This is a genomic window from Saccharicrinis aurantiacus, assembly GCF_001660705.2.
Classification (GTDB): Bacteria; Bacteroidota; Bacteroidia; order Bacteroidales; family Marinilabiliaceae; genus Saccharicrinis; species Saccharicrinis aurantiacus.
In genome coordinates, this window is the sequence record NZ_LYBV02000023.1 from 137,645 (window position 1) to 162,132 (window position 24,488).

The window sequence follows — 24,488 nt, forward strand, 5'->3', positions numbered from 1 at the left end:
CTAATCCTTGCTCAAAATTCGATAAGTCTCTAACTCATCGTAAGGTTTAAAGCCTAGTCGCTTATAAATTGACTCGCCCATTGCAGAAGCATGTAAAACACACTTATCGGCTTTATTCAATTTCGCTTCTTTTAGCAAACGTTCTGTGATACTTTTGCCAATTCCCTTGCCTCTTCCTTCGGGCAAAGTTCCTATCATATGCAAACCTGCAATATTATCTGAATCAAAGAAAACCATACCACAACCTAGGCTAACGGCATCTTCTTTATAGATGAAAAGCCGGATGGCATCAGCATGCTGTACAATACTGTATATAACTTTGGGGTCTACTCTATAACCGAAACAATTTGATGCTGTTTGAGCAAAGCTAAAAGAATCTGCTTCACTTTCTACTGGTTTGATATGGGCATCAACATTTAAATCATTTGAGATTATACTTAAATCAAGCGCCATATTGCGTTGCTTCATCATAAACTGCAAATTCGGATTGTCATCCTGAATGCTTCCTTTTTCAAGGGCAATAATTTCGGGCAATTTCCCTTCCTGACTTAAACAAATAAGCTCATTAAGTAATCCATCATCGCCACTTAATTTAAATATGCGATTGGGCCAATCAGAATCACCCATAGATACGGCGCAGTAATACTCAGTTTTTACAAGTTTATTGGTGATAGTGCCAACTAACTCCCATAGCTGGTATAAGTTATTTATGATTTGTTGATTCATCGTTACTTGTATGTAGCAATTCTTATATGGGTTAGTTTTAAGATGGAAAGTTAATTTCAAATTGAACAATGCGGAAATAAACGCCAAATATCTGAAGCTATTTTTTTTTACGGAAGCCAATAAATATAGGTCGGGCAAGCCTACCCATACCCCGAGCAAAGCTTACCCTATCCCAGAGCAAGCCTTACCAGGCATCAAGCAATCACTTACCAAGCATGTAGCAATGCCTACCTATACCCAAAGCATAGCAAGCATTGAAGTGGCTTTATATAGCGAGCGTGACTCCCGCGACTAAGGAAGCGACTCTAGCTTAGCTGTAATGCCTGTTTTTTTACTTTTGATTTTTCTTATTTATTGTTGCGCCTTGAGATTCCTTCGTGCCTCGGAATGACGAGGCGCTTTGTTTTACTTCTTGCTTTACCCTCACTCAGCAAAGCGTCTCGCTTCGTTGTCCTTCTCAGGCCTCTGGCCAGCTAAATGAAAATGCTGATATATAAGTTTTGTACAAAACAAAGGCGAGAAGCTATGCCGAACTTATACTTTGGTGCTTAGCTGAGCGAGGGGCACCATTACACCTTATTAATATATGCCAATACTTTTTATAAATATCTCATTTTCATATGGGCTTAATCCTATTTTTGTACCATATGTTCTAAAATCAACTTCAAAACCCGATGTTTTTATATATTCTTTTAAAGCATCACCTTGATATTCTAAAACACCATTTATTGTTAAATATAGCGTAGTATCTTTCGATATGCAAAAGTCGACTAAATTTACATCTCCTACGTTTTCTTTTAGGCCTTGAGATTTACCTGCCACTATACTTTCTGTAACAAAAGGTAATTTAGTATCAAATGAATATGTTTTTATGCGATAATTCACATCTTTCTGGTCTGGGTATATTTGTAACCGAAGGTAAGCCAAACATTTACTTCCTTTAGATTTTGTAAAGTGAAACGATAGGTAATAATAATCATTAATACTTTCAAACCTTTGGGTTAACCCAATATAGGTCGATATTCCCATCGGAATATTTCGGTATGGTTGAAACATAGGAGAGGAAATAGCTGCATTCATGTGATTATTAGTGTTCTTCACATTCAAGCGACCATCCTGAAAATAGGTATGCGTACTTTTGTTGTTTCCAATAAAGCCTGATAAGCTATTTTTACTGAAATCTGCAAGTATCGGAACAACTTGAATTTTAATATGAAAGTTTTCAATTTTACCGTTATGATGTTTTTCTACAGTAATTTGGCACACTTTTTCACTTTTGCCAATGGGTGCTGTCCAAATAGCCTTTAAACCAATATTACTTTCAAATTTACCACTAGTTGATTTCCATTTGTAGGTAGTAAGACTATCGACCTGAATATCTAAAAAAGATAAATTAATCGTTTCGCCTGGACTAACAAAATTTCTATTTGTAATTATTAATGGCGTCTTTGTTATTGATGTTGTTTCTTTCAGACTACTACATTTAATTAATGATAGTGTAATAATCAATAGATTAATTAGAAATACTTTTTTCATAGACTTAATTTTCTTGTTTTTAATAATTTTAGGTAACGTTAACTGAGTTGAATCTGCAAGCGATTTAAAAAGCAAACTGACAAAAATACCGCATATTCTATATATACCCTTTGATGTTTCTATAAGTTATTAGCTGTAAACTGCTAATGAAAATAGATAATTTAAATTTAAATACAAGCACTTATGTTCTATTTACATTGATATTAAACTAAAGGTTTAGAAGTAAAATACTGAGATGTAACCATCCGTATTAAGTTTAAGGTCTCCGCCCAAAATAAATTGGTTTGATTTATCACATAGTAATATTAACCAACCAAATGATAGCAGGGGAATCTTTATTGAATTGTACCACCTAACCAATTTATTTGAAAGATCCCATCTGATAATCGCGTATAATAAATATCAGACCCACTAGGTCCAAATGTTTCAAAAATTGCAGTATTATCTTTTACATAAACTGGAGAATGAATCTTTGTCAGCGAAACATGAGGATTATTCAATGTCTTTGTACAAGTAATAATTCTTTTTAATGATTTATTGTCCTGAAATATTTCAATTATGTCGCCTTTATCGGTTACAAAACCAATTGTTTGTTTTGAATTAGAGATACCTTTAAGGAGGTTTCTATAATCGCCAATATCAAAATACTCTGGTTTTTGGATGATTTCAATTTTTGTCGAGTCTAGTAAGAGTATAAATAAAAAATCATATTTATTTACTAGTCCCGAAATATTATCCGAAGATTCTAACTCTAGAATCACTTCATTATGACTAACAAACTGTGGCTCCCCTACAGTCTGCCCATAAACAGCAATCTGCAAAGCAATAAATATAATTAACAAAGACTTTTTCATAGTTCTCTTTTAGCGATATTGTATTAGTTCTGGCAATTTCCTGATACCTCTTCACAATACAAAACAACAGTAAGTGCTCCATAATCACCCCTCTAATTAATATACGTATCGGTAAGGATATATTAATTGGCTATGAAAATAGTAAAACTTCTATTAAATTCAGCTTTAAAGCTTCATTTCGGGATACTAAAAATTTAGCATCTCGCGCAAGCGTTTATACCCCGTACGACTAACTTTTAGCTTAACATCGGGCGAAATAATGGCCAAATAGGTATCCTTATCGTAGGGTTCTAATCCTTTAATGGCATTGGTATTTACAATATAACTTCGATGAATTCTGATGAAATTATTTGATGGTAAATGCGCCTCAAAGTAAGCCATGGTTTTCGATTTCAGAAAACGTTCTTCTTCGGTATGTATACTCACAAAATCAGTCTGTGCCTCTATATACAATACTTTATCAAGCGACAACACGCTTAGGTTGATTCCTTTTTTTACCACAATACGATCGAGCAGGGCATCTTCTTTTATATCGGATGGCGATGGCAAATTAGTGGCTGCAACTCCACCCTGTAACTGAGCCAGCACTTTATTCACTGCCTCATCGAAGCGCTGCACCGAAAAAGGCTTTAATAAATAATCTACCGCATTAAGCTCAAAGGCTTTGAGTGCATACTGATCGTATGCCGTAGTAAAAATAACCTGGGGAGCCTCATCGAGCACTTCGAGTAACTCTAGTCCCGTAACTTTGGGCATCTGAATATCTAAAAATATAAGATCGGGTTTATGCTCTTTAATGGCTTTTAATGCTTCAAAACCATTGGCACACTCACCAACAACCTTCAGCTGTGTCCACTTTTCTAAATAACTTTTTATGAGCGCACGTGCAGGTGCCTCATCATCAATAATTAAAGTAGTATATGTATGTTTCATGAGTATCAAGTATCAAGATATAGCAATTAATTAGTCCTTCTGGTTTTAAGAGTTTAGTATTACAGTGTTTTGTTGATGTGCTGAGGAATTACAAGCGAAACCCTAAAGGTATTCTCTGTGCGATGAGTTTCAAAAGAAGCCTCATCGCCATACAAAACCCTTAGTCGATTACTAATGTTACGCAAGCCTACCCCTTCACCCTTTTGGGGTGTTCCGTCTGGATCAAAATTATTTTGAATAACAATCTGCAATTTCCCATTTTCAGCCTCACTGCTAATAGCAATAGTAACCGTTTCAATACTCTCGTAAACGCCATGTTTTATGGCATTTTCAACCAAGGGCTGAAGTAACAAAACGGGTATTTGCATTTTCGTGGTAGCATCGCTAATTGTAAATTCGCATTGCAAGCGATCGCCAAATCTGATTTTCTCTATATCGAGATAACGCTTCATATTATCTAGCTCATCGCTGAATAGCAATAGGGTTTGTTCGTTCTTTTTAAGGGCATAACGCATAAAATCAGATAACTTATGAATCATATCTCGTGCTGCTTCGGCATCAGTAACGGTAAGCGCACTAATGCTGTTTAAGCCATTGAATAAGAAATGCGGATTAATTTGTGCCTTGAGTGCTTTTAGTTCTGCCTCGCGCAACTGACGCAGCATAGCTTCGTGCTGATGGGCTTTTTCTTGAACATCGCCATAGTATTTCATGGCCAGAAATACCAGAAAATAAGTGGCTATAAAAAGGCTTCCTACCACAATGCGTTGGATAATATTAGATTGCTGATAAACCATTGCATACATATCGGCAGAGACAATCCACTTCACTATTTGCAGAGCCAACATTAACCAAATAGCCAATAAAAATGCCGCGGCCAAAATATGCTGAAATAGGATGTTAAGTAGCGATTTATTAGCATTTGTATAGTAAATAGGATACCAGATGCTTAAAGCAATAAAAGCCATTAACATATCAAAAACCAAGGCGTCGGCCACAGCCACCTTTAGCGGAAGGTTGTAAAAACCATGCCCTACACCTACGTGGATGAGAATGATACCCAAGCATACTGCAATATATATGCTCAGGTTTTTTGAGTATGAAAATATAGGATGATGCATGTGATTTGGGGTTTCTGTTATAACAATAATAGAGCGCTGAAATATATAAATATACTAGCTAGTAAATAACTCTCCCCCTCCAAATATAGTAACTCCTTTTATGGTAAGCACTTTATCAGGATTAACCCCTTCTGCAGAACCTGAATAACGTTTATCGGAGAAAGCACCAAATATTGATACCACTTCGGTACGCACGGTCCAATCGCGAGGAACTGTAATTTTAGCTCCACCAAAAATAGCTACCAACTCAATATTTGCGCCTTCGGGGGCAATGGTGCTTTCGTTCAGCATTAATTCGCTACCACCAAATACACATACTATTTGTCCGCCTTTAAAGCTATCGGATTGGATGCGCTTATTATTACCGCCAAATACGGATACATCGTTTAGCAAATCTTGATTACTGACCTTTCCGGTACTAAACATTCCCATGCCTGCACCATCGTTACCAAAGAAAAAGGCAATTCCGGCCACTATTAGTAATACTGGCCAAAATTGAAATACGTTAAAGGCCGGAAACATACGTGAGGTTATGAAAAAACCGCCTACTAGAAATAACATGATGGCTGGTTTTACAGCGCCTTTTGCAAAGTTGAATATTCCCACGAGAATTAAAATGGATGGCCATCCGAAAAAGGTATAACTAATGTGAGGTGGAACCATTCCGCTATTGCGCAATAATAAGGCAACTCCTGCAATTATTAATATTAAACCACCTGCTACTTTTTGTCTGTTTTGATCTTGCTTTTCCATATCGTAAAGTTTTAAATTTTTATTTGATAATGCTAAAGTAGTGCACTAAAAATGATTGCGGAACAGCAAATCTGTGAGTTGCGAAATTTTTGGGGTAAATTGCGAAAACGGACAAAAATACCGGCGAAGGACTGATTTATGCAAATTGGCTTAGGGACAGAAGCGGCATCCTTTGTGAGCCCATTTTGGCGAAGCAAAGATATAGCGGATGGCCCGACCCGCAGGGGAAGCCCCAATTGATAGGTCTGAAAAGAATTGGTGATTGATTATTTGCAGGATGGAACAGGGATAAAAAAAACGGCCGATACAGGGTTGTATCAGCCGTTTTGAGTGTATCATGTAGTTGGTATTATTCCCACATTACAGGAATCCAAACCGACATTTCTGATTTTCCGCGATTACTCCATGCAAAATAAGGTATTAACTGCACTTTTGCAGTTTCCCATGTTGGCTTTTGCATTTCGTTATACATTTCTTGGTTTTTATCCTGACGTATTTTCAGGTTACCCTCTACGGTTGTTACTCCTCCTAAGAAATCGGGCTTGTAAGTGGCATCCATTTTGGTGCTTGATGGAAGGTATAAATCTAAGATTTTAGCATTGCTAGGTAAATCAGTCGACTCAGCGCAATATACTACCGGCCCTCTTTTTACGGCTACCTGGTTACGTACTTCTTCAATACGCTCGTGCCCTTCAAGATACTTTACATCCATAGGCATATCGATGGTAATTACATCGCCTTTTTTCCATTTGCGGTCTATTTTAGCATAGGTACCTGGTGTTGCTGCAACTCCGGCATCGGTTCCGTTTACCAATAATTTTGAACCTTTTGCCCACTCAGGAATACGCACTTGCACTTCGAAGGCATCTTTTTTACACTTCTCAAGGGTTATATCTACTTTACCCTCCCATGGGTATTTTGTTACTTGAGTAAGCGATAGTTTTGAGCCATCTAACATTTGAGTGTTTAATTTATTTCCGCCGTAAAGGTTTACTGCTACCCCATTATTGGTTAAACTATAGGCCCAACCTGATACTTTAGCAATAGTACGCACAATGTTTGGAGGGCAACAAAAACACTCTAAGTAAGGCTTGCGATGCTGTACGATATGGGTTTTTGCCATTTTACGCGACGCTAATGAGCGAAGTGGATTGGCGTAGAAATATTTGTTGCCTTGGATATTAATGCCTGACAATGCTGAGTTGTATAATACCAACTCCATAACATCAGAATACTTGGCATCGCCATCGAGACCCAACATACGGTAACTGAACATTGAGTTACAGATATTGGCACAGGTTTCGTTATAAGCCGTTAGGTTAGGCATCATATAATCGTTGATAAATGCCTCGTGAACCATATCAACTCTTGACGAAACACCATGGTGTGTTTGACCGCATGCACCGGTTACATACATTTTTTGATTCACCACGTTAGACCACAAACGATCTAAAGCATCTTTTAACTCCTTTTCGCCTGTTTCAGCAACCACATCGGCCGCACCTGCATAAAAGTACAAGGCCAATACTGCATGCCCTACTGCTTCGTTCTCTTTGCGGATAGGCTTGCGCTCTTGAACCATATCGCCCAGATGCTTATAACTAGCAACTTTTGAAGGCTCTACTTTTTGTGTACCTCGCATGTTGATGAACAATTCTGCTAGATCTAAGTATTTTTTATCGCCCAGAGTACGATACATTTCAACCAATCCCATAATTTGTGTTTGGTTAAAACCGAAACGTGCTAACTCCTTTGGTTTTGGCATAAAAGTATCATATAAGAAATCTGCGTTCTTTTTGGCAATATCCATAAAGTTAGTTTGCCCCGTTATACGATAGTGAATACAAGCACTTGTCATTAAGTGACCTGAATTATACATCTCGTGATATTGACGATTACCAAAACGTTTTTGTCCCTTTATATCAACTGAAGTCTGTAAATAACCATCTTCATGTTGCGCCTTTCCAATAATTGAGATGTACTCATCAAGGCTTTTTAGTATCTCTTTATCTTTATTTTGAGCGTAAATATACATGCATGCTTCCATGTATTTATAAAAGTCGCCATCGTGCCAATTGTGTCCTCCATGCTCACCTTCCTTCATGCCGGCAACAATTTTAAAGTTATTTAGGGCATGACCCACATCGCCACAAAGCACTTCGCCCATATAAGGCACCATAGTTTCTTCACATACTTTCCATTTATCGGCCCAAAACCCCTCTGTCCACTGGCAATCGCCAAAGTTTACGCTTCGGAATTTTACATTCGGACTTTTACTGTTATCGATAATTCCTTTCTCTTGGGCAAATACATGGTTACCAACAATTAAACACAAAATTAGCGTTACAATCTTTCTCATTATACTGTTTTTAGTTTATTTCATTTTTTACAATTCATATAACGGTGTCAGACATTTCTGACACCGCTAGAATCTAATACAAAATCAACCTTCGTAGGCTCTAACTTCATAGAGCTTAGGATCTGGCACTCCATAAGTCTCTTGTAAAACCAAACGAATAGCTGTGGTTTCGACTGAATCAAAATTGAATTTGATTAGTCTTGTTCTATTATTATCTGTTGCTCCAACCTTTACCCATTTACCCTTTACACGCGCCTCTACTGAAATTGTTTTTAATAGCTCATGTGGCACATCGTTCCAAAAGTTATGACTCACCTTTGAATCTTTACGCATTAATATGTTGCGCTGCAAGTTGGTGTCGCACTTTACCTCTACCTTAGAAATTTTAACCGGTTTCTTCCACTCCATTTGCAAGTGTGCTGGTAAACCAGATGATTGCCAATGGTGAACTTTACCATTAAAATCGCGAGACATACCATCAATTACCAAATTCGCATCGCCCGATTGGGTGCTTGATGCAAATATTTGAGAGGCTTTTTTAGCTAAATCTTTAGAATCTTTCGATGGTCTGTTGGGTATAAAAGCATCATCGCGCATCAGGTTCTCTTGCAATTCATTAATATATTTCTGAGAGATATCGCGGGGATTTACTCCTTTTTGCACACATAAGTTAGCTGCTGTTCCTGCTGCCTGCCCCATAAGCGAACAAGTAGACATTACTCTTGACGAGGATAAAGCAATATGTGTTTGACTAATATTACGCCCTGCAAATAAAAGGTTGGTAATGTTTTTAGAATACAAACTACGATAAGGTATTTCGTACACCTTTTTAAAGTGATAATGGAAATAACTTGGCGGATCTTGTAAATTTTCGATACCTGCCCAACAGTGCTCGTCTAAAGACCAACCGCCAAAGGCTACAGCATCGGAAAAGTGGCGGTGCTCAGTTAAGTCTTTTTCCGATAAAATATAATCGCCAATAAATCGGCGCGACTCTCTTTTACTTGGTAAAGACCCCAACCAATCTAAGGCTAAATTGTCTGCCTCAGGGAAATTTCCGGAGTTTTTAATGTAATCCCAAACACCATGTAAATACCCCATTAGCTTATGGCGATTGATTTCCTGATCGGCTATAATATCATTATCACTGCCAATTTCAATCCACCAAATACCATCTTTAAAGCCTTTAAATTTACGCTTAGGATGGGATTCCTCTGCTTTGTATTTAATGGCAAAATGTGGTGCCTCGTAAGGTGTTGGTTTACCCATATCCTTGGCCGACAATAATAATGTAGCTCCCATTTGCCAACCGTCTGGTTTTTCTGGGGCATACTTTTCGTTAAACTCGTCGCGCCCTTCGCGCCCGGTTCTGTACTCGGCCCCTGCTGCTGCGGCTAGTAAACCATCACCAGAACAATCGATAAACATTTGGGCGTTTACCGTAATCTCAGTTTCCGTAGTTAATTGCCAACAACGTGCTGCCTTTATGGTGTTTCCACTCATAATAGGCTCAACAGCCTGCGTATTTAATAATAACTCAATGTTTGGTTCTCGAGTTACAAAATCGTACATCACATGGTCGAACATTGGAAAGGACTCTTGCTTATTTAAGAAACGATTGTGTAATAATATCTCCTCAATAATACCCGTTTCTCGCTCAGCCTTATTATCTGGTTTCAAATGATTAACCCCATTCACATGAACCCGCATTTCACTAGATGCATTGCCACCCAATACCGGACGATCTTGCACCAAAGTAACCTTAGATCCATTGCGAGCTGCAGATACCGCAGCACAAATACCTGCTAAACCACCTCCCATAACTGCCACATCGCATTTAATGCTTCGTTTACGATTAGGGATACCAACTTTACCTGTACCCAGGTTTGTCCACTTATCTTTATCTCTTGTTCCTAAGTCGTCTGCTTTCGTATCAGCTTTTGCAATACTAGGCACCATGGATGCCCCTACGGCACCCACAACTCCTTTTCTAAAAAAATCTCTTCTCTTCATAGTAAGCTAATTTAGTGGAACCTGTGCTCGCACGGCTCTCGATTCTTTCTCAAAAAGTTCTAATAACTCATTGGTTAATTCTTCTTGCTCTGGTGCAATGTTTTTGGTTTCATTCGGATCTAATTTATGATCGTACAACTCAACAAACAGTGGCTTTTCGTTCGGAACTTTCCTGTCTTTCCACACTATCAGTCTGTATCTATCGGTACGCATACCATAGCCCATTACATCATTTTCGAAGGTTGCTCTATCCCACTCTTCTTTAAACTCAGCTCTAATTTTTTCTTCAACATCTTCAATCAATGGTAAGAAATAGGTTTCGCGCATTCCTGGGCGTAAAGGATAGGCACCCCATTCGCGTAAAGCAGGGTTCGGGAACTGTGTAAATACGGCTTTCTTCCACTTTTGGTGTGGCTCTTCCAATAAAGGAGCAAAGCTTTTTCCATCTAAGTGCGATGGTTTTTCTAGTCCTGCTAAATCACAAAGCGTTGGATATATATCTACTAACTCAACCAAAGCATCCGTTATTTCTCCTCTATTTTTCTTTAACATATCAGGCGTCCAAATCATCATTGGAACACGTGCCGCAACTTCGTATGTGGTTGCTTTACCCCAAATACCCATATCACCAAGGTGCCATCCATGATCGCCCCAAAGCACAATAATGGTATTGTCTTTAACACCTGCCTCATCTAAAGCATCAATCATTCTGCCCAATTGAGCATCGATATAACTTACACAAGCCAAATAAGCATGCTTTAGTTTACGTTCTAATTTAGGATCTAAATCGCCATACTTAGGTATATTTGAACGAACCCTTAATTCAAATGATGGATGTAAGCCCATTGGTGAACCGTTTTCTGGTGCCTCAGTATTCTCGGCCATTGGAATTTCATCCTCATTATACATATCCCAATACTTTTTAGGAGCAACCCAATTTAAATGCGGTTTCTTCATACCTAAACCCAGAAAAAACGGTTTGTCAGGATTCTTCTTTAGCATATCTTTTAAGGTAGCAATGGCCAATGTGGTATTGTAACCATCCTCGTAAGTTACATCCGGAACATCAGCACATTCGTAGGCAGGCCCCATCGCTAAACCGTATTTTGCTTGTTCTCCGTATTTAGCAAACATAGCTTTTCTATCCTCAGCCCTACTTTTCATATTTTCTTCCAGAGCAAAACCAACTGGCTTCTTTAAACCTTTCATTTCAGGTGCATTTTTGGCTGCTTTACGTGTCCAGGCTAGTGTATCTAAAGCATCTTTACCATGAAATACTTTTCCGCAATAAACGGTTTCGTACCCATTTTCCTTAAAATGCTGTGGTAAGGTTATTATATCAGGACTACCCTCGCGTAATAAGGTATAGTTATGTGTTACTCCAATGGCCTCAGGTCTACCGCCCGACATTAAACTGCATCTTGAAGGACCACAAATGGATTGCTGGCAATAGGCTCTATTGAATAATAAACCATCACCAGCTAACTTATCTAAATTGGGTGAAACAGCAATTGGAGATCCGTAACATCCCAATTCTGGTCGTAAATCATCAACTGCAAGAAATAAGATATTAGGCTTCCTTTTCTCTTCAGTTTTGTTTTTACCATTACATGATGAAAATGAAATAACCATGCATGCAATTACGACAGCATTAATAATTTTATTCATAGGTAATATTTTTAACAGAATACTTTTCTGTTCGTTAGTTGTTTAATAATTGAATACCTCAAAATTATTGCAAACGAAGGTTTTTTATATCATATTTGCCCTTACATGGAGTTAACATGAGGATATAATTTTGGTATTATTAGTTAACACACGCCATTTACTACAGGAAACACAAAGACTTTAAACTACTGAAAATGTTACTATTAAGACTTAGGAGCAAATACACTGTACTCATATTAACATTATACACACTCTCTTTAGGCTTATTACATGGCCAGCAATTCAATCATTTTTTAGAAGACCCCTTAATTAAGCATAACAATATCTCTTCGGAGGAATTAATGGCAGAATTAAGTTCACAATTAGAAGAATCTATTAGAGATAATGATAGTATTGCCATTGTTCAACTTCAAATATTATTGAGTAATATTTCAAGAGCTAATTTAAAATATGGCAAAGCATTTGACTATGCTGGCGAAGCTTTATTTTTAGCAGAGGAAACCAATAATGACCTTTTAATAGCTAAAGCCAATGAAGAGTATGGCATACTTTGCTATCTTTTTAAGCAAGATAAACAAACCGGTGATTTGTTTAAAAAAGCACATCAAGCTTACTTAAATTGCTATTTAAACAATGAGATAACTATTGATATTTTACATCGTTCGTACTACAACCTCCTACTATATTATCAGAATATTAGAGATAAAGATAACACACAAGCCTATATTGATACTTGCTCTGCTATTGCAGATACAGCGGATATTGCTCCTATATACAGCACTTTTTTAAAGGAAAAGAAATCGAGCATTTATAATTGGGAAAAGAACTTCGCGGCTTCAGGCAAATTACTATCAAAGGCCATTGATGAACTGGAGCAATTAAAAAAAGACTCGCATGCCGCCTACAAGAACAACGACTTTTTAACGGTTCTTTATGCTGGCATGGCCATTTACCATAGTAACGTAAAAGACTTTAATAACGCTCAAACCTATTTTAAAAAAGCACTTGCTCAAAAAGATGTGTTTGGTGAATATACTTTTTATAAGGAATACATCTATCGCCGGTATGCATGGTCGTTGTACAAAAATGGAGATTATAAGGAGTCGTATTTGAACTCAGAGCGTTCAAGAAAAATATTGGATAATTATTTAAATCCTAGAAGTAAAAGCACACAGGGCTTTATCTCATTAAAAAATAGATACACCGAAGAATTACGCCTAAAAAATAATGAACTGCACGTTCAGCAGCTTGAACTAGCCATGAGCAAACAACGCATGTTGGTGCTTCAAATCATTTTTATTGTGTTTATAGCTCTTATTATTGTGGCATACTTAGTAATCCTTTCAAAAAAGAGATACCACAGATACCAAAAGGAGAAACAACTCAACGAGAAAAAACATAAACAATCGCAAGATGAGTTGGAGCACAAAAACAAGGAGCTCACCACCTCTATCTTACAATTGGTTGAAAAGGAAGAAATTATTAAAAGACTCAGCAATGAGCTAAAAGAAAATGTAAATACACCTCAAACCAAAGTACTACTGAAAAGCATTGAAAAACAATCGGGTAATTTATGGGATGCTTTTAACAGTCGATTTGTTGAGCAGAATGAATCCTTCTATGAAAAGTTAAAACTCAAAGCACCGAACCTTAGTCCGAATGACTTAAAACTTTGCGCACTCCTAAAATTGAATTTTAGTGGTAAAGAAATGGCATACTTACTAGGTATTTCTCACGGAAGTGTAAATGTAGCATGCCATCGCTTGAGAAAAAAGCTTGATATTGATAAAGAGGTGCGACTATCATCGTATATCAATAGCTTATAATATTTGCGCTACTATATGGCTAATCTGTATGCCTTTGGTGTAGTGCCCATTATTTGCTTAAACTGACGATTAAAATTAGTAATGGACTTGTAGCCTACCACATCACAAACTTCTGAAATGGGCAATTCCTCCTGAGCCAATAAACGGGATGCATTTCTAACTCTAACTTCGTTTAAGAACTGTGTAAACGATTTATTGGTTATTTTTTTAAAGAACCTGCAGAAGGAGTTCGTGGTCATACAAGCAATTTCAGCCACATCATTTAACGAGATATTACCGGCATAGTTATCAGAAACATACTTTATCACGTCATCAATCCGCTGAGAACTCTCGGTTGTATACTGTCGCATATCCGATGACGAAAGTACTTTTACATCCTCAGTTAATGATAGCTTACACAATATATCCAATAGTTTTATAGATTGAGCTGCGGGCGACAAGTCGAGAATACTTACCAAATCGGAGTGTACTTTTGGGCTCATTGATTTACCAAAATACAAGCCGTATTTAGACTGCTCTAACATGTGATTGATTTCTGTAAATTCGGGATTATTAAAAGTTCCCTCTCCAATAAAATCTTTAGTGAATTTTAAGATGATTGTTTTTACCTTATTCGTATTGTCTTCTTTATAAAAAGAAACATCATTTCGCCACAGGTGTGGTAAATAAGGACCCACAAGAACTAAATCGCCAGGGAAAAATTGAGAAACATTATCACCCACAAATCTAATTCCGTTACTCTGCGATATATACAAAAGCTCATACTGGGCATGATAATGCCATGAAGAATCTAAACAAGGAATTTCCTTTTTTGTAATATTTAAGCGTCTATTTGCTGCACTCTCTGAATTTTTCAATATCAACTTCATCCCATCAAATTTTTCGCTACTTCTTACACACGCTAACTGTATTCCCTCAGAAGTACTAATTAATAATTCACTACAAAATTAACAGACTTGAGCTTTGCAGATGTGTTGATGCGTACATTCCTATACATCATTTGTACGTAAAGATAAATTTTACAGAAATAAGACAACGGTTTATAAATGAAAAAGGACATCCTGTAAAGAATGCCCTCAAACTAATATAATTTAAAAATCTTAGTAAATAAATCTGAATCCAACCGAAACTGACAACCAGTTTTCTGCAGGATTATCACTTGTTTTCACAGCCATATTATACTGTGCATTCAAGTTGATGCTTGTTTTATAATTGATTGGAAAGCTAGCGCCCAACTGAGGTGCTAATCCGAAATGCCAAGTAGTCGTATAAAGACTGGTTAAGCCCATGTCGAGCTGCTTATCGATATAATAGGTACCAACTCCTAAACCAACATGAGGTATCACTTTTGTTTCTTGCCCGAAAGGATAAAACATTCCATTAGCCAAAATTGGCACTGCGGATAGATACCTGTATTGCTTACCTGTTACCGCACCATTCTCAAGCGGATAAGTTGTTTTGGGTAACTCCTTATAAAAACTTTGAAAGCCCGATTGAATTCCAACACTAAATTTATCTTCAAGAACGTATTGTCCGAATTCTAATTGAAAGCCACTAAAGCTTGATTGGTCAATAAATTCGTTTGTATCGCCTGTTCCAAATCCCATTGAATATCCTACGATACTATATTTTTCTTGCGCTTCTAATTGTATTCCTAAAGCAAATACAAAAAGCATTGTATATAATATTTTTTTCATTGCAAATTGTTTTAATATAGTTATTCTATAAGATTAATAAGGCGCTTGATTAAACATATCATCTAAGCCCGTTTGAATACGTGCATCAATATATGCATCAGAACCTTGCAATAAACCATTTATGGCACCCATATAAATAACTGGATAAACAATCTCGTTTTCTCCTCCTTCTATCGGGTTTTCTATTGGATTTTTAATATCAGCAAACTCAACTAACAATGTACCTACTTTATAACTGTACGAAACAGGATAGCCCCAACCTGGATAACCAGGGTAACCTGGATAACCCCAACCTGGATAACCCCAACCTGGATAATAGCCCCAACCTGGGTAACCCCACCAATAATAACCGTAATTCTTATTAGATATGGCAGAAACCATTACCATAAATGAAGATTCTAAATCTTCTGGCAATTGAGTAGCCGGGTCAAACTCTTCCCTCTCATAACCTTGATCGGCAAGGTGCTTATTTATAGAAGCTAAAATCTCAGCATCCCATTCTCTATCAACATCATCAACCTCTTCGCCATCAGCGATATGAATGATTGTATCAGACATGATGTATTTATGGGCAGCTGTGAAATCAAACTCAGGATCATACCTACTAATGGTGACATCTAACTCATCAACATATTCGGCTCCTTTATGCGAACAGCTAGCTAGAAATGCTATGCATAACGCAACTAATTGTAATCGAATTAATTTGTTCATTTTTTAAATTATTTAGTTAAAATATTGGAGTTCCTTTATAAATAGAAGACATGGTGGTTGGCAAAAGCCTGCCATTATATCTTACACTTTGAGGTCCGTTACCCTTAATGGTTGCATCAACCATATCGCCAGTGTTATTGGTATTCATTCGTATATCAAAAGTTCCCAACGAAGAACTAACAATTAATACAATAAAGTAGGTGCCTTTTTTCTCATTATAATCTACTTCGTATTTTGTTACTCTACCATCTACAGTAACACCCCCTACTCCATTATAACCAATACCGGAATTACGGCCCAATTGAACCGTTGCGTATTTATTGGTTACACCAATAAAATTGAGTGTAGATGAAACGTTAACTGATTTACCATAACGATCGAATAACATATCTGCTTCAAGCACCCAATTGGCACTATCAATGGCCAGCTTAATAAGTGCTGATTGTTGCTCTTCATAAAGCTTTTGTTCAGCTTCTTTTTGTTCTTTTTCTAATGCTCGCCTTTCTTTACGAGTCATCTTCTTTTCAGTTTCTTGAGCGGTAATTATGCTACAAGTAAAGAATAGGATAAATACGATTATTAAGTTTTTCATAAGTTCATAATTTGTTCTTAAGCCATTACCAATATGTAATTTAACAAAAGCATGTTGGATAATAAAGAAATTAAGAGCTCAACTTTACTTTATTTGATTAAAGCATTTCTGTTTGAAGTTGCGCTACAAAATATAAACATAAGCATTTGGTATTTGTTTAATAATGGCGCCAAAATAGATACCTAAATAACAAGTACAAGCCTTAATTATAGCTATTCACAAGCCTAAATATTTGCTGCGAAAATATTTTTTACAAAATATAATGGTTTGGTTTTGTTTTTGCTTGATAGCTGGGAATAGCTTAGAAATATTGAAACAAATAAGATCTAACAATAGTAATAACTGTAATTAACAACATTAAAAATTGGTAAGCACCAATATTTATGAACCGACGGATCAGTAACATATATCTACTTTTCACAATAATTAATTTTATTGCATTGGGTTTTGGAGCTAACTTAAAGGCTCAAAACAATGACAATATCATTGATGTATCTCAATTTTCATCGTACAAACTACTTTGGGATAATGACGTGATGATGCAAACAGACTATTACTATACCCAAGGGCTTGGGATGGAAATAATTTTGCCTGCGTTAGAAAAAAATCCGCTCAACTTCCTATTTTTTAAACCCAAAGGATACCAATCGGTTTATGGTTTATCAATTCATCAAGAAACCTATACGCCTACTATTATTAAAATTCAGGAAGTATTAATTGGAGACAGACCATATGCTGGTGCTTTGTATGCCAAATCGTTTATCAGAAGCTCAAACTACGAGAAAAAGCTTTTTATTAATAATGAATTTGATTTCGGGTTTATTGGTCCTAACTCATTAGCTGGCATTACTCAATATCAATTTCATGTTCTATCAGATAATCATTTACCATTGGGGTGGGCTAATGAAATTAAGCAAGTTCCGGTATTTAATTACAACCTTACGGTGAATAAGGGCTTAATTACAGATGAGTTTCACGAAGTTCAGGCTCTAAGTAGAATAAGAGTTGGTACTATGTACGATGACCTTTCTCTTGGTTTAACATACAGAGTTGGTTTAATGAATTCAACCTACCAAAGCGCGGGTGAAAACATATACCTTTTTAAAAAGTTTCAGGCCTATTTCACCTTTGGGCCACAGGTAAAATTTGTAGGTTATAACGCCACTATGCAAGGTAGTCCGTTTGTAACTGATTCTGATCAGTATGTTATACTTCCCCATCAGGTAGAACGTATTGTGTATTCAGTGAAATCGGGCGTAACACTCATGTATAAAAATGTAGGTGCGTCATTTCATTTAAACTGGCAATCGCCCGAATTTAATGGTGGACTAAATCACACCTATCATTCATTTATTTTCTTTTATAACTTCTGAAAAAACAATACTTAATTTACAAACTGGAGTAATGCATTACTCAAATCATAACATTAACTTTAAGTCTATTATAGTTGGATAGATTACTTTTGATAAAAATATAGATTATTAGATATGCAAAAACACTTTACTATTATTGCAACACTCGCACTGTTAAGCTTTTCGTTTTATTCGTGCGATAATATCAGTCATAAACAGCATTACTCTGGCCAATTAATGAGCATTGACTCAACTATTACAGGTAATGCTGTGATGCAAGATTATATAAAACCGTATCAATTACAACTCGACTCGCAGATGAATCGGGTAATTGGAGTAAGCTCTGAAACTTTAATTGCTAAAAAACCAGAAAGTCCTCTTTCGAACCTTGTTGCTGATATAATGCAAGATAAAACTGCTGAGTATATTTCAAAAAACAAACTAGAAAGCTTACCCCTATTCTCACTTGTAAATACCCGAGGTTTACGATCTGACATTCCAAAAGGCGAGGTTTTACTAAGAGATATATATGAAGTAATGCCTTTTGAGAATCAAATTGTGTTGGTAAAGCTAACAGGAGAAACTGTATTAGCATTAGTAGACCATATTGTTAAATCAAAAGGAGATGGAATTGCAGGCTTAAGCTTTACCATAGAACATGGCGAGGCAAAAAACATTAAGCTAAATAATAAAACCATCGATACTAAAGCCCACTACTACCTATCAACATCCGATTATCTTGCCAATGGAGGAGATAACTATAGCATGTTACTAAATCCGATTAGTAGAGCCAACATTGAACTAAAAGTACGTGAAGCTATTGTTTCTCATATCGAATCGCTCTCAGAACAAAACCTTAGCATTGAGGCAAATAACAACAAACGCATTACTCTGTTAAACTAAGCAAACGGTCATAAAATGTCACATTCAAGAAGAAACTTTGTAAAAACGCTTACCCTAGCAAGCGCTTCTGCTGCATTACTACCCACTGCTTGTAGTAGTAATAAGGATAAAAAACTAACCATACTGCACACTAACGATGTGCATAGTCATATCGATCCTTTTCCGGCCAACGATAAAAAATTCGGCAATAAAGGAGGCTATGCACGCAGGGCTGCCTTGGTTAAAAAAATAAGAGCTACTGAGCCCAATGTAATACTATTAGATTGCGGTGATATTTTTCAGGGCACACCCTACTTTAATGTATTTGATGGCAAGCTTGATATCAGCTTAATGAGCAAAATGAAATACGATGCCGCAACAATCGGAAACCACGAGTTTGATAGTGGTGCCGAAAACTTAGCCGAACGTGTTAAAGAAGCTCAGTTCCCTTTTGTTTGCTCTAATTACGATTTCACAAACTCACCTCTTGAATCGCTAACAAAGCCTTACGAAATCATTAAAAAGGGCGATTTAAAAATTGGTATTATCGGACTTGGCATAAAACTGCAAGGCTTAGTTGACCCCAGAATGTGTGGAAATATTACATACAACAACCCCATTGAGGTTGCCAATCGTCTGGCAAAAAAGCTAAAGGTCGACGACCAATGCGATGTGGTAATTTGCATATCGCATTTAGGCTACAAATACGAATCGGATAAGGTTAGCGATGTAGAAGTAGCCACAAAATCAGAAAACATTGATGTGATTTTAGGGGGCCATACGCATACCTTTTTAGACGAACCCACCATTGTAACTAACCTTAATCAAGAACCTGTTATTATCAATCAAGCAGGCTGGGGAGGTGTTAAATTAGGCAGAATTGATTTAACCATGCACGCGCACAAAAAAAGCAAAACATTAGCTTACCATAAAATGGTTTAAAATAAGACTTTCAACTAATAATGTGAACCAAGGGTTGATAAGCTTTTATTTAGAGCGCCTCGTTTTATTGGCCTCATTTTTAAATAGCTTTTGTTTGTGTTAAAACTTTAGTAAGACTGGGAAGCAGAGAGCTTTGCTCGATGATCACCCAGCCGCACTTAAGTTTTAGCATAATAAAAAGGCTATTTAAAAAGCAGCCTTGATTTTCTTTGCCCTGCCTTTGCCGGCAGGCAGGTTACTTTCTTTTATCAAGAAAAGAAAAGTAAGTCAGGGTTTAAGGGATGAAATCCCTTAGTGCATACTAATCTTGATTCGCATTAATAAAACGAGGGTATCTATTCAATAGATACCCTCTTTTTGTAGGTTTACTTTCCTTCCTCTTAAGCATACGCCCACTTGCACCACAGGCATTACTAAAGTACGCATTGGGGCGCCATATCCTGCTATGCGTTTTAGCCTTTATGTTTTAGCTTAAGTCAGCCTAAAGCGTGCGTGTGCTTCCTGCGGTCGCATCCGCCACTTAAAGCTGCCTAAACCCAAACCACAAAGGGCTACCACTCCTATCAGGGCCGCACATTGGCATAAATCAGTAATTGGTGCCTTAACATTAGCAAAACCCATCTAGCAAAGCTTAGCCATTCCATAGAAAGTTGCGAGCAATAATCAATACAAGAGCAAACATCCATTTTTTATTAAAACCCAGTGTTTACAAGGCGAGCGCCAATACAAAGTACGCACCATCCAGTGTAAACTGAGGGACATCCAGTGCAAACTGAGCATCATCTAATACCAACTACACACCAGCGCGTGTGTTTTATGTGTAAGCAAATGCGCATTACAAGCCATCCCATATAAATTACAAACAAGCTGATGCAAATTACCGGCAAGCAAATATAAATTACGCACCATCCATCACTAAAAATAGAAGATCTAATACCAAATTTGACCCATCAGGTGAAACCATACAAAAAAAGCAGTAACACAAGGTTTAAACCCTCGCATTACTGCTTTTATAGTATTTGCGGCCGCTCCTTAAGAACAACCTTTATAATTTATCAAGAACTAGTCTATAATCACTTCTAAATACATTGGTGAAGTAATTACCTCAGAGCCTTCGCCATATGTAGCAAAAGAAACTTGCCAAATTTGGCCTTCTTCAAGATCTAACATGTGGTGCGATTTGATGATAGTATTGATTTTTTCAATAATATCTGCTTTGGTATTGTAGCGTAAATCAAAGTTTGGATAACCTTCACCCACCATTGTATAATCAGAAGCAATTAAAGTATAAGTGTTTGTACTTTCTTTATTATCTGATTCAATAAGTTCATAATTAGGTACTACTTGCCAATAAGATGAATCGGCAGGTGTTTCGCGCACGTAGGTTACAAAGCAAGTTGAATCAACTGTTCCGCCTTCGCTACCTAAATAATAGGCAAATTGTACAGTTACTAATTCGCCATTGTTTCCGTATAAATTATGAATGGTTTCTGGTAAATACTCATCAAAAGGTGCACTATCCGAAAAATTCTTGTAATCGGCTACTGATTTATTTGAAGACATTTCGTAGTCCTCATCAGTTAAAACATAAGGAGAATTTGCGTTGTATTCTGCTTCTGTAGCTAAATCCCTTTCAGAGATAAAGATGTACCAATCATCGTCAGCCTCAAGGTTATCATTTAAATCATCTCTATATTCATCTAAAGGATCGCAAGAGAAAAACGTAAATGCTACGGATAAAAATAATATGCTTTTAAATAAATTCATTGTTCTGTTTCTTTAATAATCAAATACTAAAAGTCAAGCTTTAAACCAAACGACCAAGTTCTACCTAAACCAATATACATCGATGATGCATCCCAAGTTCTGCCATCATTAGCATCGGCAATATACCACTCGTCTAAAAGGTTACTAATTTGAGTAAATGCAGAAGCATTTAGATTTCCAATTTTGAATCGGTAAGATGCATTTACGTCTAATAAACCAAAGTTTGGTAACTGCCAAGCCTGAACGCCTGATGAAGCTTCATCAGTTCTATCTTCTGGCGAGAAGTTAGCGTAGTTTTTAGCAAAATAAGTATAGTCGGCACCAACACTTAGGCCTTCTAAAATTTCGTATTTAGCACCTAAAGCAGCTGTTATTTGTGCTGAGTTACCTACTTTTAAACCTTCAGTATAAAGCTTATAATCGCCAATAATATTTTGATCTTGATCAACAAAAGTAGCGTTTACATCGTTTGCCCAAGTCCAATCACCAACAGATCCCATACCGGTAACTGTAAGCTTAGTTGTAGGTCTCCATTCAAAATCAACTTCAACACCCATGTGTTGTGCATCCAAACCTAAAATGTTTGCATATCCGAAGAACTCGCCATTGTCATCGTACATTGATTGAATCATGGTTTTATCTTGCCAATAGGTATAATAAGCATTCGCATTAACCGATAAAGTATTACTACGGTAACCGTATCCTAACTCAACACTATAAATACCTTCATTTTTAGCTCCATCGTTCACATTGTTTGTATTGTTAATAAATACAGCGTTCATCATCGGAGGACGTTGGAAATAACCTGTATTGAAAAATACGTTGTTTTTTCCGTCAATATTAAAGTTAACACCTGCTTTTGCAGAAATAGTTTGGTGGTGTTGCCAATCGGTAATATGATCGCCTTTTGCATGATCTTCAAAATCGTAACGACGGTATGAAACATTTGCAGCAGCCATGTTAACGAAAGATGATAAACGACCTTCGCTATACTCTAACTGAGCAAAAGCAGATTCCCACAATACTTCTCCATCACTATGGTAACCTACAATATCGCCTTCACGAACAACCACATCCATGTTCTGACCATATTTATTACGGTTTACAACCGCATATTGACCACCCATTAAATCATCTAATACTTGGTAATGCTCGCCATAATAATAACGTCCATCTAATCCACCAATAAACTTAAGGTTGTTATTCACATTCCAGTCTAAGGTAGAAACTCCACCATACCAATCGTGATTATTTACAGATGATGCCATATATGTAGATGACTCACCGTTTTGTGCATTTTCGCGGTATAAACGATCAAAATCGATTAAGCTTCTGCTGTCGCCTACACGATAATCGTTGAAGTTACGATCCTCGCCAAAACCAGCTACACCACCACCTCTACCTTGAGAGGCATATAATACAGTTTTAAGATTCAAATCATCGTTAATATTCCAAAAGTGATTTAACGACATTTGAGGCTTGCTATAATAATTTGTACGTGCATTGTACTCGCTTCCGTTAAGGTAACCCCAATCGGCATTGTGCTTACGTCCGTATTGATTCCACTCATCTAAGCTCATCATTGTACGACGCTGTCCGTGCGATTGATTTGCTCCAAATACATTGAATGAAAGTGTATGCTTATCATTAATTACTTTTGAAACATTGGCAAAGTAACTCCACCCTTCAAATTGTAATCCATCAGCCCAACCTTTACCTTCGGTATGAGAACCAGAGAATGTAAAAGCCCAACCTTTATCATTTAAACCTGTTGAGGCAGTAAATGCCATTTTTTCGTAACCATCGTTACCAATTCCATAGTAGATATTTCCACCTGGTTTACTATCGGTAGTGGCCGTTAATATATTAATTGTACCTCCGGCAGATGGAACCGCTAATTTAGAAGCTCCCATACCACGCTGAACTTGCATTGTACGAGTAACATCTGATAAACCAGACCAGTTACTCCAATAAACGGCACCATTTTCCATATCGTTTACCGGAACACCATTAATCATTACTGCAATGTTATCGGTATCAAAACCACGTAAAGTAATACGTGAGTCACCAAATCCTCCACCTGAGTTAGTAGCATAAACACCTGGTGTGGCCTTTAATACTTGAGGGAACTCTTGAGAACCCAATTTTTCTTCAATCATTTTTGGTTGAATGGTAGATACTGCAACCGGTGTTTTACGGTCTACCGCAAAGTTGGCCACAACCTTAACCTCATCAAGGCCAACATCGTTACTTCCTAATGTAACAATACCCATGTCAACAGGAGTACCATTTAAGCTTACATTTTTCTCAATAGCATCGTAACCGATGTAGCTAAACACTAGGGTGTGATCTCCATTTTCAACTTCAAGAGTAAAGGTTCCATCAAATGAAGAAACTGTTCCATTAACTGTACCTTTAACAACAACAGATGCCCCAATTAGCTCCTCTCCCGTTTTAATATCGGTAATTGTTCCTGTAACAGTTGTTTGTGCAATGGCTGATAGTGGTAATAAGCCCAAACTTAAAAGCCAAACGAACCTGAATAATCGGATTCTCATTTTTTACGTAGTTTTTGTGTAATAATAAATTAATATAAACGACCTTTTTGGTCGCTGCCACAACAACTAAGAGTATGCCAATTTGTAATTGAGAATTAAAACTTTTGTTAAAATTGGTGTTATTTAATTGTAACCATTAAGGTAATTTAACTAATGACAATACTGGCTGAAAATAAACTAAACAGGCACATGCACCTA

General features: G+C 36.9%; 20 protein-coding genes. 5 read left to right on the top strand and 15 right to left on the bottom strand.

Annotated features, from left to right (window positions below; genetic code table 11):
• The gene (locus A8B35_RS09840; RefSeq protein ID WP_075602850.1) at window positions 1-726 is read right to left on the bottom strand and encodes a GNAT family N-acetyltransferase; all 726 of its coding nucleotides are present in this window, start codon (window positions 724-726) and stop codon (window positions 1-3) included.
• Window positions 727-787: 61 nt separating this feature from the next.
• Here A8B35_RS09840 and A8B35_RS23310 point away from each other — a divergent pair, with 61 nt between their 5' ends.
• Entirely contained in the window at window positions 788-1,021 is a 234-nt protein-coding gene (locus A8B35_RS23310; RefSeq protein ID WP_075602851.1) for a hypothetical protein, read from the top strand.
• Between the two features lie 284 nt (window positions 1,022-1,305).
• On the opposite strand, the gene A8B35_RS09850 is transcribed toward A8B35_RS23310, so the two are convergent.
• The 8 genes from A8B35_RS09850 to A8B35_RS09885 form a co-directional block, all read right to left on the bottom strand.
• On the bottom strand, window positions 1,306-2,262 hold the full coding sequence (locus tag A8B35_RS09850; protein WP_075602852.1) for a hypothetical protein: 957 nt from the start codon (window positions 2,260-2,262) through the stop codon (window positions 1,306-1,308).
• 335 nt (window positions 2,263-2,597) lie between these two features.
• A complete protein-coding gene (locus tag A8B35_RS09855; RefSeq protein ID WP_075602853.1) occupies window positions 2,598-3,116 on the bottom strand; it encodes a hypothetical protein in 519 nt (172 codons plus the stop codon).
• A gap of 186 nt (window positions 3,117-3,302) precedes the next feature.
• On the bottom strand, window positions 3,303-4,049 hold the full coding sequence (locus A8B35_RS09860) for a LytR/AlgR family response regulator transcription factor (protein WP_075602854.1): 747 nt from the start codon (window positions 4,047-4,049) through the stop codon (window positions 3,303-3,305).
• Window positions 4,050-4,108: 59 nt separating this feature from the next.
• Entirely contained in the window at window positions 4,109-5,170 is a 1,062-nt protein-coding gene (locus A8B35_RS09865; protein WP_075602855.1) for a sensor histidine kinase, read from the bottom strand.
• 54 nt (window positions 5,171-5,224) lie between these two features.
• On the bottom strand, window positions 5,225-5,923 hold the full coding sequence (locus A8B35_RS09870) for a LiaI-LiaF-like domain-containing protein (RefSeq protein WP_075602856.1): 699 nt from the start codon (window positions 5,921-5,923) through the stop codon (window positions 5,225-5,227).
• Between the two features lie 349 nt (window positions 5,924-6,272).
• The gene (locus A8B35_RS09875) at window positions 6,273-8,282 is read right to left on the bottom strand and encodes a glycoside hydrolase family 127 protein (RefSeq protein WP_075602857.1); all 2,010 of its coding nucleotides are present in this window, start codon (window positions 8,280-8,282) and stop codon (window positions 6,273-6,275) included.
• An 84-nt stretch (window positions 8,283-8,366) separates the two neighbouring features.
• Window positions 8,367-10,295: an FAD-dependent oxidoreductase gene (locus A8B35_RS09880; RefSeq protein ID WP_075602858.1), complete on the bottom strand. Its 1,929-nt coding sequence runs from the start codon at window positions 10,293-10,295 to the stop codon at window positions 8,367-8,369.
• Between the two features lie 6 nt (window positions 10,296-10,301).
• Window positions 10,302-11,963, bottom strand: a complete 1,662-nt coding sequence (locus A8B35_RS09885; protein WP_075602859.1) for a sulfatase — start codon at window positions 11,961-11,963, stop codon at window positions 10,302-10,304.
• Between the two features lie 194 nt (window positions 11,964-12,157).
• Between A8B35_RS09885 and A8B35_RS09890 the strand changes: the two genes are divergently transcribed.
• Window positions 12,158-13,789 carry a helix-turn-helix transcriptional regulator gene (locus A8B35_RS09890; RefSeq protein ID WP_075602860.1) on the top strand — a complete coding sequence of 544 codons (1,632 nt, stop codon included), beginning with the start codon at window positions 12,158-12,160 and terminating at the stop codon, window positions 13,787-13,789.
• A gap of 11 nt (window positions 13,790-13,800) precedes the next feature.
• On the opposite strand, the gene A8B35_RS09895 is transcribed toward A8B35_RS09890, so the two are convergent.
• The 4 genes from A8B35_RS09895 to A8B35_RS09910 form a co-directional block, all read right to left on the bottom strand.
• On the bottom strand, window positions 13,801-14,658 hold the full coding sequence (locus A8B35_RS09895; protein WP_075602861.1) for an AraC family transcriptional regulator: 858 nt from the start codon (window positions 14,656-14,658) through the stop codon (window positions 13,801-13,803).
• A gap of 231 nt (window positions 14,659-14,889) precedes the next feature.
• Window positions 14,890-15,486, bottom strand: coding sequence for an outer membrane beta-barrel protein (locus tag A8B35_RS09900; protein ID WP_075602862.1), 597 nt, complete (start codon window positions 15,484-15,486; stop codon window positions 14,890-14,892).
• 33 nt (window positions 15,487-15,519) lie between these two features.
• Complete coding sequence (locus tag A8B35_RS09905) at window positions 15,520-16,197, bottom strand: DUF4136 domain-containing protein (protein ID WP_075602863.1); 678 nt, start codon at window positions 16,195-16,197, stop codon at window positions 15,520-15,522.
• A gap of 16 nt (window positions 16,198-16,213) precedes the next feature.
• Window positions 16,214-16,789, bottom strand: coding sequence for a DUF4251 domain-containing protein (locus A8B35_RS09910; protein ID WP_075602864.1), 576 nt, complete (start codon window positions 16,787-16,789; stop codon window positions 16,214-16,216).
• A gap of 383 nt (window positions 16,790-17,172) precedes the next feature.
• Between A8B35_RS09910 and A8B35_RS09915 the strand changes: the two genes are divergently transcribed.
• The 3 genes from A8B35_RS09915 (at window position 17,173) to A8B35_RS09925 (ending at window position 19,965) form a co-directional block, all read left to right on the top strand.
• Window positions 17,173-18,162, top strand: a complete 990-nt coding sequence (locus A8B35_RS09915; RefSeq protein WP_075602865.1) for a lipid A deacylase LpxR family protein — start codon at window positions 17,173-17,175, stop codon at window positions 18,160-18,162.
• Window positions 18,163-18,276: 114 nt separating this feature from the next.
• Window positions 18,277-19,044: a 5'-nucleotidase C-terminal domain-containing protein gene (locus tag A8B35_RS09920; RefSeq protein WP_075602866.1), complete on the top strand. Its 768-nt coding sequence runs from the start codon at window positions 18,277-18,279 to the stop codon at window positions 19,042-19,044.
• Window positions 19,045-19,059: 15 nt separating this feature from the next.
• Window positions 19,060-19,965, top strand: a complete 906-nt coding sequence (locus tag A8B35_RS09925) for a bifunctional metallophosphatase/5'-nucleotidase (protein WP_075602867.1) — start codon at window positions 19,060-19,062, stop codon at window positions 19,963-19,965.
• A 1,062-nt stretch (window positions 19,966-21,027) separates the two neighbouring features.
• Here A8B35_RS09925 and A8B35_RS09930 read toward each other — a convergent pair.
• Together A8B35_RS09930 and A8B35_RS09935 are read right to left on the bottom strand one after the other, a co-directional pair.
• A complete protein-coding gene (locus A8B35_RS09930; protein WP_075602868.1) occupies window positions 21,028-21,732 on the bottom strand; it encodes a hypothetical protein in 705 nt (234 codons plus the stop codon).
• 26 nt (window positions 21,733-21,758) lie between these two features.
• On the bottom strand, window positions 21,759-24,290 hold the full coding sequence (locus tag A8B35_RS09935) for a TonB-dependent receptor (protein ID WP_075602869.1): 2,532 nt from the start codon (window positions 24,288-24,290) through the stop codon (window positions 21,759-21,761).
• Between the last annotated feature and the right edge of the window lie 198 nt (window positions 24,291-24,488).

Excerpts from the sequence above, each read along its gene's own strand:
- A8B35_RS09840 (WP_075602850.1), bottom strand. The coding sequence starts at position 726 with ATGAATCAACAAATCATAAATAACTTATACCAGCTATGGGAGTTAGTT.
- A8B35_RS09850 (WP_075602852.1), bottom strand. The coding sequence starts at position 2,262 with ATGAAAAAAGTATTTCTAATTAATCTATTGATTATTACACTATCATTA.
- A8B35_RS09855 (WP_075602853.1), bottom strand. The coding sequence starts at position 3,116 with ATGAAAAAGTCTTTGTTAATTATATTTATTGCTTTGCAGATTGCTGTT.
- A8B35_RS09860 (WP_075602854.1), bottom strand. The coding sequence starts at position 4,049 with ATGAAACATACATATACTACTTTAATTATTGATGATGAGGCACCTGCA.
- A8B35_RS09865 (WP_075602855.1), bottom strand. The coding sequence starts at position 5,170 with ATGCATCATCCTATATTTTCATACTCAAAAAACCTGAGCATATATATT.
- A8B35_RS09870 (WP_075602856.1), bottom strand. The coding sequence starts at position 5,923 with ATGGAAAAGCAAGATCAAAACAGACAAAAAGTAGCAGGTGGTTTAATA.
- A8B35_RS09875 (WP_075602857.1), bottom strand. The coding sequence starts at position 8,282 with ATGAGAAAGATTGTAACGCTAATTTTGTGTTTAATTGTTGGTAACCAT.
- A8B35_RS09880 (WP_075602858.1), bottom strand. The coding sequence starts at position 10,295 with ATGAAGAGAAGAGATTTTTTTAGAAAAGGAGTTGTGGGTGCCGTAGGG.
- A8B35_RS09885 (WP_075602859.1), bottom strand. The coding sequence starts at position 11,963 with ATGAATAAAATTATTAATGCTGTCGTAATTGCATGCATGGTTATTTCA.
- A8B35_RS09890 (WP_075602860.1), top strand. The coding sequence starts at position 12,158 with ATGTTACTATTAAGACTTAGGAGCAAATACACTGTACTCATATTAACA.
- A8B35_RS09895 (WP_075602861.1), bottom strand. The coding sequence starts at position 14,658 with ATGAAGTTGATATTGAAAAATTCAGAGAGTGCAGCAAATAGACGCTTA.
- A8B35_RS09900 (WP_075602862.1), bottom strand. The coding sequence starts at position 15,486 with ATGAAAAAAATATTATATACAATGCTTTTTGTATTTGCTTTAGGAATA.
- A8B35_RS09905 (WP_075602863.1), bottom strand. The coding sequence starts at position 16,197 with ATGAACAAATTAATTCGATTACAATTAGTTGCGTTATGCATAGCATTT.
- A8B35_RS09910 (WP_075602864.1), bottom strand. The coding sequence starts at position 16,789 with ATGAAAAACTTAATAATCGTATTTATCCTATTCTTTACTTGTAGCATA.
- A8B35_RS09915 (WP_075602865.1), top strand. The coding sequence starts at position 17,173 with ATGAACCGACGGATCAGTAACATATATCTACTTTTCACAATAATTAAT.
- A8B35_RS09920 (WP_075602866.1), top strand. The coding sequence starts at position 18,277 with ATGCAAAAACACTTTACTATTATTGCAACACTCGCACTGTTAAGCTTT.
- A8B35_RS09925 (WP_075602867.1), top strand. The coding sequence starts at position 19,060 with ATGTCACATTCAAGAAGAAACTTTGTAAAAACGCTTACCCTAGCAAGC.
- A8B35_RS09930 (WP_075602868.1), bottom strand. The coding sequence starts at position 21,732 with ATGAATTTATTTAAAAGCATATTATTTTTATCCGTAGCATTTACGTTT.
- A8B35_RS09935 (WP_075602869.1), bottom strand. The coding sequence starts at position 24,290 with ATGAGAATCCGATTATTCAGGTTCGTTTGGCTTTTAAGTTTGGGCTTA.